The 13,632-nt window shown below is 43.6% G+C and carries 8 protein-coding genes; 2 read left to right on the top strand and 6 right to left on the bottom strand.

Features of this window, described 5'->3' with window-relative positions:
* Window positions 1–14 precede the first annotated feature (14 nt).
* From K7G75_RS07775 to K7G75_RS07750, 6 genes are read right to left on the bottom strand one after another with little or no spacing between them, the layout of a single operon-like run.
* Window positions 15–2,444 carry an ABC transporter permease gene (locus K7G75_RS07775; protein ID WP_222983676.1) on the bottom strand — a complete coding sequence of 810 codons (2,430 nt, stop codon included), beginning with the start codon at window positions 2,442–2,444 and terminating at the stop codon, window positions 15–17.
* Window positions 2,445–2,467: 23 nt separating this feature from the next.
* Window positions 2,468–4,852, bottom strand: coding sequence for an ABC transporter permease (locus K7G75_RS07770; protein WP_222983675.1), 2,385 nt, complete (start codon window positions 4,850–4,852; stop codon window positions 2,468–2,470).
* A gap of 20 nt (window positions 4,853–4,872) precedes the next feature.
* Window positions 4,873–7,272, bottom strand: a complete 2,400-nt coding sequence (locus tag K7G75_RS07765) for an ABC transporter permease (protein ID WP_222983674.1) — start codon at window positions 7,270–7,272, stop codon at window positions 4,873–4,875.
* A 32-nt stretch (window positions 7,273–7,304) separates the two neighbouring features.
* Entirely contained in the window at window positions 7,305–8,000 is a 696-nt protein-coding gene (locus K7G75_RS07760; RefSeq protein ID WP_222983673.1) for an ABC transporter ATP-binding protein, read from the bottom strand.
* Between the two features lie 13 nt (window positions 8,001–8,013).
* Window positions 8,014–9,264 carry an efflux RND transporter periplasmic adaptor subunit gene (locus K7G75_RS07755; protein WP_222983672.1) on the bottom strand — a complete coding sequence of 417 codons (1,251 nt, stop codon included), beginning with the start codon at window positions 9,262–9,264 and terminating at the stop codon, window positions 8,014–8,016.
* 3 nt (window positions 9,265–9,267) lie between these two features.
* A complete protein-coding gene (locus tag K7G75_RS07750) occupies window positions 9,268–10,611 on the bottom strand; it encodes a TolC family protein (protein ID WP_222983718.1) in 1,344 nt (447 codons plus the stop codon).
* Between the two features lie 198 nt (window positions 10,612–10,809).
* Between K7G75_RS07750 and K7G75_RS07745 the strand changes: the two genes are divergently transcribed.
* On the top strand, window positions 10,810–12,174 hold the full coding sequence (locus K7G75_RS07745) for a sigma-54-dependent transcriptional regulator (protein WP_222983671.1): 1,365 nt from the start codon (window positions 10,810–10,812) through the stop codon (window positions 12,172–12,174).
* Window positions 12,174–13,520, top strand: a complete 1,347-nt coding sequence (locus tag K7G75_RS07740) for a sensor histidine kinase (RefSeq protein ID WP_222983670.1) — start codon at window positions 12,174–12,176, stop codon at window positions 13,518–13,520. Before K7G75_RS07745 ends, K7G75_RS07740 begins: the two co-directional genes overlap by 1 nt.
* The last annotated feature ends 112 nt before the right edge of the window (window positions 13,521–13,632 follow it).

Below are 13,632 nucleotides of genomic sequence, written 5' to 3'. Positions count from 1 at the left end.
TGTTCGTTTTTTGATTATTCCGTCCGCAAGCTTTTTACGGGATTCATGACAGCGGCCTTTATGCTTTGATAGCTTACGGTAAGGATTGCTATGCCGGAGGCCAAAAGGGCCGCAAGTACAAAAACAGTCCAACCAATGTCTATCCGATAGGTGAAATCTTGCAGCCATCTGTCCATGGCTATCCATCCTATGGGCACGGCCGCCAATATGGCAATGAATACTAACTTCAGAAAATCAAAGGACAATCTGTAGGTAATCTGACTTACCGAGGCTCCCAAAACTTTGCGTACCCCGATTTCCTTTATTCGTTTTTGGGCATTGAACGCTGCCAACCCGAATAGGCCAAGACAGGCTATAAAAATGGAAAGCGATGTGAAAATTATGAATATGGTGCCCAATCTTCGCTCGTTTTGATATACCCTATCAAAGGAATCATCCATAAATTCATAATCGAATGCAATTCCCGGGGCCGTTGCATCCCAAAGGGTCTGTATTTGCGCTATTGCACCTTCGAAATTCCCGCTCTTAAGTTTTATGGCCATAAGGCCACTGCTGTTGCCTATGTGCAGCGCCAATGGACGAATTTGGTTTCTCATACTTTCAAAATGAAAGTTTTTGACCACCCCGACTATGGTAAAGTGGCTGAAGCCCTCTTCCCCAATTCCATTAAAAATTCGCTTACCCAGAGCTTCTTCCGGCTCCATCTGCATTACTGCCAAGGCAGATTCATTGATGATCACTGCGGAGGAATCAGTTGTTATTGAAGGGTCAAAGGTACGCCCGGCCTGCATCTTAAGACCAAGGGTATTAATGTAATCAAAATCAACCTGCCACCCCTGCATGTTTATTGCCGATTCCTGGTTCATTTTTCCTTCCAAGAAATAGGAGGAATCCGTTCTGTAGGAAGGTGTTGGCAAAAAGCCACTTAGCGATGCATTGCCCACCTGCGCCAAACTTTTTACGCGTTCCTTGAAAGCAGGCAGCTCAGAGCCCAAACGGTTTACGTTATTGACCAACAGGACCTGATCCTTCTCATATCCCAAATCTTTATTTTGAATAAATTGCAATTGTTGGGAAACTACCAGGGTTCCGATAATAAGAAAAACGGAAACCACGAATTGGAAAACAACCAAGGTGCTTCGCAATTTGGAACCACCAACAGTATTTTCCCCAGTGCCCTTGAGAACCCTTATTGGCACGAATCTCGACATGAAAAAGGCTGGGTAACTCCCAGAAAATAGGCCCAATATAAGTACAGAGAGCAACAATATTCCCCAGAAAACAGGATTGAGATAGGGAAATGCTATGGATTTATTGGCGAGATCGTTAAAATAGGGGAGCACAACAATTACCAAAGCGATTCCGATAACCATAGATCCGAAAGTCATCAACCCAGACTCGGTAAGAAATTGACGGACCAATGTCATTTTGTTTGAACCCAGTGTTTTGCGAATGCCCACTTCTTTGGAACGCTTTAAGGAGTATGCAGTGGAGAGATTCATAAAATTGATGCTTGCCAATAGAATAAGAAAAAGTGCGATGAACGACAAAATGTAGATGTCCTTATAGTCGCTATTTTGGCTCATGTCAGCTTCCCGATTGGAATGTAAATGAATGTCAACCAAAGGGATTGTAGAATACCTTACGTAATTGCCAGATGCCTCAAACTGTTCCAGGGTTATTCCTGGAAAAAACTCCTGCGCATAAGGAATCAAATATTTTTCCACCATCCCCTGTAGCGGCGCAGCAATATCCTCTGGGTCCGTGTTCGGCTTTAGTTTGATGAAGGTGTTATAATTATGGTTACCCCAATTCACATTTTGGTCTTGGTGACTGAGCATGGACATGAATACGGAATAGGTAGATAAAAAGGAGTTTTTTGGAAGGTCCTCGATAACCCCACTTACGGTGTAGGTCTGACTCTCGTTAAATACCACCTCCTGGCCCACGGCATCGGAAAGATTGAAATGTTTTTCCGCAGCAGATTTGGTCAACAACAGCTTATTTGGACCTGACAATGCATCCTTTGGATTTCCATATAATACCTTTAATCCCAACATATCAATCAAAGTACTATCTGCAAAAGCTGTATTGTTTTCCAATACAAGTTCCTTGCTGTCCGCACGACTCAAGGAAGCCGTGCCCCAGGGCCTAAACCTCAGCGTCTGTTCAACTTGGGGAATATCTTGTAGCACTGCGGCGGCCATGGGTCCTGAAACTTGGGACACCTGTTTGTCGGGCCCGCCAAATTTCATATCCACATTAATGCGATGGATGCGCTCGGCATCAGCGAACATCCGGTCATAGGTCAACTCATCATATATGTATAGGCATATCAATAAGGTGCCGGCAATGCCAATGGCCAGTCCCAAGGTATTGAGAACGCTTAAAAAGGGTTGCTTCCGTAAGCTTCTCCAAGCAATTTTTAGGTGATTTTTAAACATGACTGTTCGTTTTTTGATGATTTTTATTCCGTACGCAAACTGTTCACTGGATTTTTAATCGCTACCCTAATGGTTTGATAGCTGATGGTAAGTAGTGTAAGAACCAATACGGCCACTATCGAAATGGCAAAATACCACCAGTGAATTTGGGTTCTATAGGTGTATCCTTGTAACCAAACATCCATAAAATACCAAGCAAACGGTACGGCTATGGCACCGGCAATGAGCACCAATTTTAAAAAGTCTATGGAAAACAAGGTCAGAATGCCAGTGATATTGCTGCCTAGGACCTTTCTTATGCCCACTTCCTTTTTTCGCTGTCCCACGAAAAAAAGTATGAGTCCGTATAGTCCCATACAGCCAATAAAAATGGCCAATCCTGAAAATACCTTGGATAAGGACAGGTACCGCTGTTCGGTCTCATACTGTTCAGCGACCCGCTCATCCAAAAAGCGATAATCGAAAATGTGGTTGGAAAAAGTTTGGGACCATTCTTTTTTTAATTGCTCCAAGGTGGACTTGGTGTTCAGATGGTTGATTTTAATACCGAGTTCGTTATACCATCGTACGGTGGGCGCAATAAATACGGGTTTTATTTCATCTGTAAAGCTGCTGTCATGAAAGTTTCTTACCACACCCACAATCGTGGCTTCAACACGGTCGCCGTTCACGGCCAAAGTTTTGCCCAATAATTCTTCCGATGATGAAATTCCCAACTTTTCCGCGAACTTTTCATTCACGAGCAATTCAGTTATCGAGTCATTCTTAAAGAAATTACGCCCTGCAACCAGCGGAATGCTGAAGGTATTCAAATAGTCCTCGTCCCCCACCTTTACCGAAATACTAAAATCTTCACGTTCCGGCCGATTATTATATTTTACAGTGGTATCCCAAAAGGTGTCCCCCGCTCCCGGACTGGTCAAACAACCCGAAACTTGTTGCACACCCACCACCTGCTTCAATCGTTCCTTTAAATCGTAAAACTTAGCTGAGTCCATGGTTTCCGGAACCTGCAACATTACAATCGATTCCTTATCAAAACCCAAATCCGTCTGGGTCGCATATTCGATTTGTCTCGAAATGACCAAAGTGGCTACAATAAGGGAAATGGAAATCACAAACTGTGTTACCACCAAGACTTTCCTTGTTGTGGCACCACCAGTATCGTTATGGTTAAGTTTCCCTTTTAGCGCCAAAATGGGTACTATCCGCGATAGCAGTATACCTGGATAGCTTCCTGACAAAATGGAAACCAATAACAGCAATGCCAGCAGAAAACCAAAAAACTGGACACTAACAAGACTTTCCATGGTCAATTGTATTTCAAACAGGGCATTGAACGCCGGCAGGAAGAGAATGGCCAGGACAATCCCCAATATCATGGCGAACAGACTGATAAGAAAAGTCTCGCTCAAAAATTGCCAAAACAGCTGTCGCTTAAAACTTCCCAGTACCTTGCGGATTCCTATTTCCTTGGAACGATAAAAGGCCTGGGCCGTTGAGATATTTACAAAATTTATACACGCAATGGCGATTAAAAAAAGACCGATGATGCCAAAAACAACCAGAAAAACTGGATTAAGACCTCCATACTCCAAATTAAGGTGGATATCGGACAATGGCTGAAGTTTGTATATATGGGTGTTTTTGCTGTTCGGCCTGTGCTGCTTGGGAAGTTCCAGGAGTGCATTTTCTATGGTAGCGATGTCCTGATTTGGCTTTAATAGGGCATAGCATTGAAGATTGGTAGTGATGCCCCCCCAATTTTCGCCGTGGGCAAACTCAGAATACTTCTCGAGGTTTTCAAAAGAGATAAAGATTTCGTGATTCAAAAAGGAGGTGTTGGGAATATCTTTTAGAACCCCGGTAATTTCAATGGTCGCATCGTTTTCCAAAACAAAGGTCTTGCCGACCACATCGGTAGTTCCATACATTTCAAGCGCTTCGCTTTCAGTGATCACCGCAGTATTTGGTGCCGAAAGGGAAACAGCATTGCCACCGTTCTTCAAGGGAAAATTGAAGATCTTGAAAAAATCTTCCTCGGCGAACATGATATTCTTGCTGTATTTATTGATTCCCCCATTTTGCTCCACATCGAGGACCAAACCTTCCCTGTCCACTATTTTGGCCACTTTTTCAGCATAGGCATAATCTTCCCTAAATACTTTGGCGAAGGCCGGGGGAACACTTGCAGAATAATTAATGTCGTCCATATGCTCTTCGGTCGCCATCCTATAGATACGGTCTTGGTTGGGATGAAAATCATCAAAGGAAAGGTGGTAGCTCAAAAAAAGATAGATCAATATGGCACTTCCAAAACCAATGGCAAGTCCCAAAATACTGATAGAGGAAAACACCTTTCTCTTGATAAGATTTCTCCAGGCTATTTTAAAAAGGCTCTTTATCATTTTTTTCGTTTCTCGATGATCTATTCCGTTCGCAAACTCTTGACTGGATTTTGTCTGGCAGCCCGTATGGCCTGAAAACTTACCGTAAGTATGGTGATGCCCATGGCGCCCAACATGGCCAAGGCAAAGATCCACCACTTCAATATGACCCTATAGGGATATTCCTGTAGCCAACCGTTCATAACATAATAGGCAATGGGAACGGCAATGAAACAAGAGATGATCACCAGTTTCAAAAAGTCCTTGGAAAGCATGTTCCACACATTGAAAACAGTGGCGCCCAGTACTTTTCTTACCCCGATTTCCTTGGTTCGCTGTTCTGCAACGAAGGAGGTCAACCCAAAGAGGCCAAGGCAGCTGATAAGAATCGCGAGGGCCGTAAAAATACCTGACAGGCTTCCGATGCGTTCCTCGGCCGCAAACTTTTCTCCATATTCCTCATCCACAAAATCATATTGAAAAGGTATGTCAGGAAAATGCTCCTTGAAGACGCGCTCAATTATGGCAATATTCTGGCTTGCGCTTTTGTTTGGATTCAATCTGAGATTGTAGTAGCTGAAATTGTCCTCCCTATCATAAACATAAACGCCTTGCTTGACCGGCTCATAAGGGGATTGGGCAATCATGTCCTGGACCACCCCGATTATTTTCAATGGTGGACCTGGATCTTCTTCATCCGAATCTTTCAGGAGCTTACCGACCGGATTTTCCATCCCCAAGTATCGTTTTGCGGTCTCATTGATCAATACGCCCAAAGAATCGGACGCATAGTCCCGCGAAAAATCCCTTCCCTCCACAATCTTTAGATTGAGTGTCTTCGCATATTCCGCAGAAACCTCGGTCCAGGCAAGATCTTCCTGGAATCCTTCAGGCTTGCCCTCCCAGGTAAAACCACTTCTGTTGGACCAAATTCTAGTGGTGGGGCTGCTTGAAGTTGCCATTTCAATGGCAGCTCCCGATTTAATAAATTCACTTCGCATCAAATCGGTTTTGCCACTGAACTCCGCAGCAAAGGTGGGTATTTGAATCAATCCTTCCTTGTTGTACCCGACAGGTCTATTTTTGGCATAGTTTATTTGCTGCATCACAATAAAGGTGCCTATGATAAAGGCAACGGACACGGTAAATTGCAACACCACTAAAATCTTTCGGGGAAGACCCGAATACTTTCCAGTTTGAAACGTGCCCTTCAATACCTCGACAGGTCTAAATGATGATAGATAAAGAGCCGGATAACTGCCCGCAAGCAATGCTGTGAACACGATAAACACCAGGGAAATGGCCCAGAAATTGCCATTTTGCCAAGGAAAGCTAATCTCTTTTCGTGCCAGTTCATTAAATCCGTTCAAAGACAACAAAACAATGGCGACTGCCACCACGAAGGCAAAAAATACCACAAGAAAAGACTCACTCAAGAATTGGTTCACCAACTGTCCTTTCTGGGAGCCTATGGATTTACGAATGCCCACTTCCTTGGCCCTTTTTTCTGACCTGGCCGTGCTCAGGTTCATAAAGTTGATGCAGGCCAAAAGCAAGACAAAAATTCCAATTATTGCAAAGAGCCACACATATTTGATGCGACCCCCTACTTGCTTTCCGTTCTCAAAATTGCTCCTCAGATGCCAATCTTCCATGGGCAGCAGAAATATTCTTGGATTGAACTCAGCCACTTCTTCATCAGCATTCTTTTTAATATCGATAATGGCATCGGTCACCTTTTCAAAAGTGGTGTTGTCCGCAATCTGTACAAAAAGTTGAAAGGAGTTGTTGCCCCAATTATCCAAAGAATTTCTGATCCACTCCCATTGGGCCACATAGTTGTCCCAAGGAATGATAAAATCGGTGTCATTAAAAGCATTGTTGAAGGGAATGTCCTTGTAGACGCTGGTGACCATCAAATCATGCTGGTTGCTGAGCTTGACTATTTTGCCAATGGGATCCTCATTCCCAAAAAGAGCCTCCGCGGTAGACTCAGCAAGCATAATGGAATTGATTTCGCGAAGACCGTCTTTTTCCCCTTTTACTATCTCAAGGTTCAAAAACTCTGGTGCTATGGGCTGCATGTAGTTGCCCGGCCTGGCAATGCTGCTCTCCTTGTATTTGATATAACTATCCATGGTCCATGACGACATCATGATATGCTCAAAATTGTCGGCATAGCCATCTCGCAGTGCAGGTTCAAGGGGAAGCGGAATGGCAGGTCCTGTTCCCGTTTGGCCATTAAAGGTCTGGGATTGGAATACCTGCGCTATCTTGTCCCTGTTTTTATAGTAGCTGTTGTAGGTGAGCTCATCATGAATCCATAGACCAATGATCAACGTGACGGCCATACCCAATGCCAGTCCTCCCACGTTGATAATGGAATATCCCTTGTTCTTTAAAAGGTTTCTCCAAGCGATTTTGAAATAGTTCTTGATCATGATTGATTGAATTGATTGATGAATAAACTTCCTTATATAATAGCCCCTATGGCCCTGTTTTGACTTTCAGTGACTATTTGACCGTCGAATAGATTGACCACCCTGTGCGCATAGTGCGAATCACGGTCTGAGTGTGTCACCATTACTATGGTGGTGCCCTCTTGGTTGAGTTCGGTAAGCAGGTTCATGACCTCTATCCCATTTTTGGAGTCCAGATTACCCGTGGGCTCATCGGCAAGGATCAACTTGGGATTGGTGACCACCGCCCGCGAAATTGCGACCCGTTGTTGTTGTCCACCTGATAGTTGCTGCGGAAAGTGATTCTTCCGATGGGCAATTTTCATGCGTTCCAAAACTGCCATCACCTTTTCTTTACGCTCACTTTTGCTCATCTTTAAATAAATGAGCGGCAGTTCCACATTTTCAAAAACAGTAAGCTCATCGATCAGGTTGAAGCTTTGGAACACAAAGCCAAGGTTTCCCTTTCTTAACTGGGTACGTTGACTTTCCCTAAGTCCTGCCACTTCGTGGCCGGCAAAGTTGTAGCTGCCCTCGGTGGGGTTGTCCAGCATGCCAATGATATTGAGCAAGGTTGACTTGCCGCAGCCTGACGGCCCCATTATCGCGACGAACTCCCCTTCCTCAACTTTCAGGTTCACGTTGTTCAAGGCCAATGTTTCCACTTCCTCGGTTCTAAAACTCTTTTTAAGATTCTTTATCTGTATCATTTTTTGATTGATTTTATTTTAATACGATTCTTTGTGCTTCCCCAAAACTGTCATAGTTGCTGGTAATAACTTTCTCGCCGGGCTGTAGCCCTTCCAAAACCTCATAATATCTAGAGTTTTGCTTTCCTATTCTTATATCCCTCCTAACAGCTTCATTTTCATTATTGTCAAGCACAAATACCCACTGCCCACCAGTGCTCTGGAAAAAACCTCCTTTTGGCAGTAGGAGTGCATCATTGGAAGCTCCCAACTGTAGCTTGATATTATAGGTTTGGCCGGTCCTGATGGTGGTTGGTCTATTCTCGGTAAATACCAAATCAACCTGAAACCTCCCATTCCGTACCTCGGGATACACCTTGCGAACTCTAAGGGGATAGATGGAATCATTCCGCTCCAGTACGGCAATCAGGTCACGTTTTACTCGGTCTATATAATGTTCGTCAATGGCGGCCTCAATCTTGAAATCGGTCAATACATTGATTTGGCCTATGCGTTGCCCCTGTGCTATATTTTGACCAATCTCGGCATCCAAAAAGCCCAATTGCCCATCCGCGGGAGCCCGTACATTCAAGTGATCCAATCGTTGATACACCATGGAAAGTGTTTTTTTCATGCGCTCTAGGTCGGTATCCAAACCTGCAAGGGATGTTTTTCTGAGTGCATCGTCCTGTTCGGTCTGAAGCTTCACGATTTCGTGTTGTTTTTGTGCCAGTTCATAGTTTTCCTTGGAAGTCAGGTAGACCTCTTGTGAGATCAGCTCATCTTCATAGAGAGCGGTATTTTGTTCAAAATTTCGCTTCAACCGTTGCAAATCGGTACTTGCGGTCGCCAATGACCTTCTTCCCTCCACTTGGCGGGCATCAAATGTCAACCGGGTGGAACGTAGATCGTTTTGTTTCAGCGCCAGGTTGCTCTCACTGGCCAATATCTGCTCATAAAGGTTCATGTTTTCCAACTTGAGGATGATATCGCCTTTCTTGACCATGGCCCCCTCCTCAATAAGCTTCTCAGTCACCCGACCACCTTCATAGGCATCCATGTAAATTGTGGAAATTGGAGCCACTGAACCGTTTATGGTAATATAATCGTCAAACTTGCCATCGACCACCTCGGCAATGGACAATTTTTCCTTTTCAGTCCTAAACGTGGAGACGGACTTGGCAAAAAGCAGCTTCCATCCCACAAACAACAACAAAATTCCAAGTGCTATGTACCCCAAGTGTTTTGGGCGCAATCCTTTTTTCTTTTCTAACTGTATATCCATTTTCTAATTGATGTTAAAAATTGACATGCCCTTATAAAAATCCAAGGTGGTTGTGTTGACCCTAAACCTTAACCGTGCCTGCAAATTTTCATTTTGGGCCGTGGCGAACAAATTTTTTGCCTGTCCCAGCGCTATTGCGTTGATCATGCCCTTTTCATATCTTTTTTGTGCAATCTTGAAAGCTATTTCTTGAGAGACTGCCCTTTTTTCTGTTTGTGTCACCTCGACCATCAATGCATTGTTTTCCTGTACCAGTTGCTGAATGATTTGATACAGCTCCTGTTCTTGGATCTTGGCGTTGTTCTTGGCTCTATCAAGGGCAATCTTTTGTTGCTTTATTCTAGATCTAGACGCCCATGCATTGAAAATTGGAACATTTAAGGACGCTCCGATAAATTTAAAGGTATTGTCCCTGAATTGATCCCTGAAGGGTATGGTTACCCCCAAAGTGTCCGTTATGGTCTCGAAATACCCCGTTCCAATGCTACCGCGCAAGGTCAATGAGGGATAAAGGCTGCCTCGAGCAACGGCCAAGTCCTTTTTTGCGGCTTTTACCCTAAATTCCTGTGCCTTGATCGAGGGCATGAATCCCTTTGCCTTCATAAAAATGGAGTCGGAAACAATGGGTTCTTCATGGGTGACCTCGGTTAGGGGCATTAATTCCGGCATCAACAAAATGTCGGTCTCATCCTGTATGTTCATGGTCTGGAGCAAGGTAAGCTTGGCGGCTTTCAGGCGATTTTCGTTTTGTGTCAACAACAGCTTGTCGGCAAGAAGCAGCGATTCCGCTTCATACAAATCTGCCCCCGCCATAACTCCCAGTTCCACTTGCTTTTCAACAAGATCGTAGTTTGTCTGCGAAATGTCGACCTGTTCCCTTGAGATTTCCAGAAGTCCCTCAACGAACAGAATATCGTAATAAGCCGACATGACCCGAAATGCCAAAAGAAACCTCTGCTGCACATTTTCCTCGATGGCCGCCTTGTACAAAAACTTGGAGGCCTTTATACCATTTAACTTCTGAAAACCCTGAAACAGATCAAAAGAAGATTGCAGGGCATAGTTGTTGGAAAAAAACTCGGTATTGACAAAACTGTTATCCTCGGGGTTGATTGACCGCCCAAAGTTGATGGAATAATCTGCAAAACCATTGACGACGGGCAAAAGATTTCTCACGGATTGCCGGTAGGTCTCACGGTTGGATTCTGCGTTAAATGCAAAATCGTTCAATTGAAGATTATGTTCTATGGCATGATCGATACACGCTTCCAACGTCCATATCTTTTGTGCAAAGGCGGAAGTTGAAATAAGCATTGTCAGGATCAAGATGTGTTTTCTCAAGTGCATGTTTATATACTGTGCCAAAATATACACTATTGTTGTGCCATTTTTATATTTAATTGATTTTCAATATATTATAATTATAAAGGTAAGTAAGCAGTTGGTAGTATGTAAAATTTTTATACAAAAACTGTCCAATTATTTTACAGTGATTTGAATTTCTGGATTCCTTATTTGTAGTTTAGTGTTTTATACCCATGTATAATGACCGATGCGAAAGTTTTAGTTGTTGACGATAACAGGAGTGTGCTCAGCGCTCTCGAGATCTTGTTGCAATTCGAATACAAAAGTGTAGAAACGGTCTTCAATCCGAACCAAATCCCGTCCTTTCCAGACCTTGAGACATTTGACATCATCTTACTGGACATGAACTTCTCCGCAGGGGTCAATACGGGTAATGAAGGTCTCTTTTGGTTGAAGGAAATCAAAAAAAGGGCTCCCAACACTTCGGTGGTCATGATGACGGCCTACGGTGCCGTTGACTTGGCGGTGAAGGCGCTTAAGGAAGGTGCAGCTGATTTCATTCTAAAACCATGGAACAACGACAAGCTTCTGGCCACCGTGAAGTCCGCCTACGAATTGAGAAAGTCAAGACTGGAAATTCATAATCTGAAGAAAAAAGAGAGTTCCCTAAAGCAGGTCATCAATGAGGATAAAAATTACATCATTGGCAATTCAAAGGCGTTGCACAGTGTTCTTAACCTCACAAGAAAAGTCGCCAAAACCGATGTGAACGTGTTGATCACCGGAGAGAACGGCACCGGAAAGGAACTTATAGCCCGTGAACTGCACCGTACTTCCAAACGAAAGAACGAGGTTTTCATTGGAGTGGATATGGGTTCCATTTCTGAGAACCTATTTGAGAGTGAGTTGTTTGGCCATGTAAAGGGTTCGTTTACCGACGCCAAAAATGATAGGATCGGAAAATTCGAGGCCGCGAACAAGGGTACTCTATTTTTGGATGAAATTGGAAATATTTCGCTCCAAACGCAGGCAAAACTGCTGTCAGCCATCCAAAATAAAACCATAGTGCGCGTGGGGTCAAACAAGACCATCCCTGTGGATATTCGACTTATATGTGCAACCAACTGCAATCTGCAACATATGGTCGCCGATGGTCTTTTCCGTGAAGACCTTCTATACCGTATCAATACCATTCATGTGGAAATACCCCCTTTGCGCCAGCGGGATGAGGACATACTGATCCTGTCCGAGTTCTATTTAAAGCGATTGGGCAACAAATACGACAAACCGGGTCTTAGGATTAACAGTGCCGGCCAGGAAAAGTTGATGCAGTACAGTTGGCCGGGCAATGTCCGCGAACTGCACCACATTATTGAAAGGGCCGTAATTCTGTCCGAAGGTAACATCTTAAAGGCAGAGGACTTTTTGCTCAGTTCAAAAAGCACCCCTTTGTTGCAGATGGGAGCCACTACCTTGGATGAAATGGAAAAGGAAATGATTTCCAAGGCCTTGGAGCAACATGACGGTAACTACAGCGCAGCTGCGGAACAACTTGGTATTTCAAGGCAGACCCTCTATAACAAAATGAAGAAACTAAAAACGTAATGGCAAGTAGGAACTTCTATTTCAACCTCATTGTAAGGGTTCTGCTGATTGCATTATCGGCATTGGCCCTGGCTTTTGCCGTGGTCCGGGGACACTATCTTGTCTTGGGACTTTTTATCTTGTTGTTCGTTGCGCAGACCTATTGGCTAATTTTATTCATCAATAGCACCAACCGCAAAATAGCCTATTTTTTTGATGCGATTAAAAATGAGGATTTCACACTTCGTTTTCCCGAAAAGGTTTCCATAAAATCCTTCAAGGAACTGAACCAAAGCTTGAACAGGGTAAACGGACTGATTCAAGAGGTTCACATGCAGTTGCAAATACGGGAACGTTATTATCAGGAGATAATGAGGCAGGCTAATATTGGCATCATGACCTTCAACAAGAAAGGCCATATTCTTTTTTCAAATCCTACCCTGGAAAACTTGTTGAACTACAGACCATTGAACCATATCAAGCAATTGAACCAAATAGACGCTCAGCTGTACCAAATTTTTGCCTCTATGGAACCTTTTGATAGAAAGTTGGTGCAATTGACCAACGAGCGTGAGCAGATACAACTGGCGCTTAAGTCAACCCCTTTGCAGTTGGATGGGCAAGATTTGCTTTTGGTAGTGGTCCAGGACATCCACAGGGAACTGGATGAAAAGGAAACGGATTCCTGGATTCGTTTGATACGGGTATTGACCCACGAGATCATGAATACAATCACTCCAATCACCTCCATATCAGAATCCATTTTAAAGTATTTTGGAAAGCATGGGCATCTGGTTTCCCCCAATGAGTTGACCGAAGACAAGATAAGGAACACGGTGAAAGGGCTGGAGGTCATAAGCGGTCAGGGCAACGACCTTATGGATTTTGTCCAATCCTATAGAAGCTTTTTAAATGTGCCAAAACCAGATAGGACACTGGTCAGTTGCAAAAAACTGTTTGAAAAAGTAACGGTGCTGACACAGCGAAACACGGGGGATGATGTTGAAATTATCTGGCATTCAACACCTGAGGATTTGGAGCTTTTTATTGATGAAAAGCAGATTACACAGATTTTGGTCAACTTGGTCAAAAATGCGGTTCAATCGCTAAACGGAATGGAAAAAGCCAAAGTACAGGTAATCGCCTTTGTTGATAATTCCGGAAAAAAGGTGATTGAAGTATCGGACAACGGCCCTGGAATTCCCCAAGAAATTGTTGAAGACATTTTTGTCCCGTTTTTTACCACAAAGGACAAGGGAACCGGCATAGGCCTGAGTCTTTCAAAACAGATCATGCATCTTCACGGTGGTAATATTGCCGTACATTCCAAACCTTTTGAGAAGACTTCATTTGTTTTAAATTTCTAAGCGGTCGGACGTAAAAAATAACATATTTATTTACATTTGCACTCGCTTAGGTACATGGCAAAATTGGGTTGATGTTCTGGAAACCTAGGTGTGAACATCGACAATCATTGAA

It is taken from the genome of Flagellimonas meishanensis, from assembly GCF_019880545.1.
GTDB classification, from domain to species: domain Bacteria; phylum Bacteroidota; class Bacteroidia; order Flavobacteriales; family Flavobacteriaceae; genus Flagellimonas; species Flagellimonas meishanensis.
This window is presented reverse-complemented; position numbering and strand designations above follow the sequence as displayed.